At 38.3% G+C, this 2,371-nt stretch carries 1 protein-coding gene; it reads right to left on the reverse strand.

What is annotated here, in order from left to right:
* Positions 1-282: 282 nt before the first annotated feature.
* Positions 283-2,172, reverse strand: coding sequence for an alpha/beta hydrolase (locus HMJ38_RS24980; protein WP_194977179.1), 1,890 nt, complete (start codon positions 2,170-2,172; stop codon positions 283-285).
* Positions 2,173-2,371: the final 199 nt, after the last annotated feature.

Genomic DNA, 2,371 nt, shown 5'->3' on the forward strand with positions numbered 1-2,371 from the left:
CTTGAGCCTACAGAAAGTAGGAGTTCTCACGAGTTGGTGAAGGGCCGAACCCCGAGGAAGTCGGGGCAGGCTGTATTGTGAAGTGAAAATTCGATAAGGAGTGCCGATAGCTATCGGCATAGCCTTATCTAAAAAGTAGCGGAAAGAGGTTGTTGGTGTAAAGAGCGGCAGCCTTGTGCTTTACGAACCGCTATATACGAGACCCATACGTACAGTGGTGTGAGAGCCTCAACCTGAGCTAATTGGCTCAGTTCAGGCTACTCGATTGTGCTTAGTTACTTTTCAAAACGGTTTAATCCCATATGTAAAAGCAGTAATAATTACTAATATTGATGAGAGAATTAATCCCACATTCCAGAAATTAAATTTTGAAGTTCTGGTCATTTGGTAAAGTATATTTAAACCTAAAACTAGAATCACGATACACAACCATGGAAGCCACCAGGCAGCTTCAACCAGCCCAAAAAATAGGGTCAACCCTCCCTGTTGAATCGTTTCAAAAGAATAATAGGACAAACCAAAGAGAAATATTAAAACGCATACAGATTGAATGAATCTTAGGGCATTGAATGCCTTTTTTCTTAAAGCTTGAAATATTTCTCTGATGAATAATAGAAGACAAAACAACATTGGTATAACCAAAACAGAGATCCATAGTACATTTCTTTGAAAACCAACTTCCAGGAACAGGCGACTCAATTTAGTGTTTTTATAGAGTGAAGTAGTGAAATTGATAGGAACTGATTCCAATGTCTTCACACATTCATCATTAGGTCTTATTTCTGGATTCTCAATAAAGTCTTCCAATATTTGATTTCCACAAGGAGTAAAAAAAACACCATGTCCCACCTTAGGCAATTCGAAATAATAGCTGTTGCTATATCTTCTATGCATCATTTTACTGTACTTAGGAGCAGTAATAAGATCATAAGAACCTGCAATGACAAGGGCGGGTATATCACTGGTTACTGGGATGGTATCTCTAGGATTGTATTTAATTGTTGTGTCATTTACGTAAAAGTCTAACCAAAAATCTGCCCACATGAACTCTGGGTAGTCTTGCTGGACTTGCTCATATTCTGTTTTTACCGCAGTATGTCGTGCTTTCCAGTCATGGGTGTAATTAATGATTGATGTGCCATTTGCTCTTTCTACCAGTTTTTGAAACCTAAATAACAACTGGTCAATAAAACTAAGTTCATCGTTCATAAGTGCTTCCAACACCAGAGGTAAATCTTTGAAGTTGGAACTGGAATATAATAGTTGGTGAATAACCCCATTGATCTCATAGGTATTAAAAATCAATACTTTTTCCCCTTTGTAGGTTAAAGGCTTGTTCAGGGATTCCCTAATAAATTTGTGATAACGCTCTTTGAGATTTGGATAGGCATTTTCACATTCAGGATCATTTGCACAAACATCTAATATTTGGTCCAAGATCTGCTTGTAGCGTAAAGTGAAATCCCCTGACAGATAATCCCTCATCGGAACATTAGAATCACTATAGATTGAACGTATTTTCACGGATGAATTTTCAGCAGCTCTGAGAAAACCCTGTATGCTCATGGTGCCATTAGATATACCAAATAAGTTCACTTCCTTATAACCAAGCTGCTCAATTAATTTTACAGCATCAATAGTTTTTATCTCAGTCCCGTAGAGCCGGTAATCAATTCCTTGCTGTTCTAATTCTTCAAAACAGGTATAGAATTGACTATTAAGCTTCGCTGTAAACTCATCATATTTTAGATCCTGCTGGATTAATTCCCACTGTTTTTTCCCCAAATCTGGGCAGAGATTCGGAGTTGAGTAGCCTGAGCCTCTGTAATCGTATAAAATTATGTCCCGATTTTTTATAGGCATGGTACTCAAAAAGGCCATGGTTTGAAATACTACAGGCATTCCCCATCCTCCTCCGAATATCAGAATGGGATCCGTCTCAGGAATTTCAACAGTACTTTTTACGATACTAAATGCTACTTTAATAAACTTTCCATCAGGCTTATTATAATCCTCAGGAACACAGATGAACCCGAACTCTACATTCGGGTAGTCAGCAAATGCTTCACATTCTTCTAAAAAGCAGTCAGCTTTTTCAATTCGAATATTGTTCTGACAGTAACCACTTAATGAAATTGTAAGGAGAATCAGAATGAGTAGGTTTTCTTTCATTTTGCTGTCTTAATTAAGCACAACGTGTTTAGCTTGGAGACGGCGGGCATTCTGAACCATTCTCTTCAAGCTTACTCCTAGCTTCTAAAGGATACTGAATTTTCTATTTACTCAGACCCGCCCGCTGTATCCAAGGTGATGTGTGTGCCCAGCATGGGCATCTGGTATCGAAGATACCAAATTATTCCAGAGGGTGAAA

It is taken from the genome of Aquiflexum lacus (genome assembly GCF_015476655.1).
GTDB classification, from domain to species: Bacteria; Bacteroidota; Bacteroidia; order Cytophagales; family Cyclobacteriaceae; genus Aquiflexum; species Aquiflexum lacus.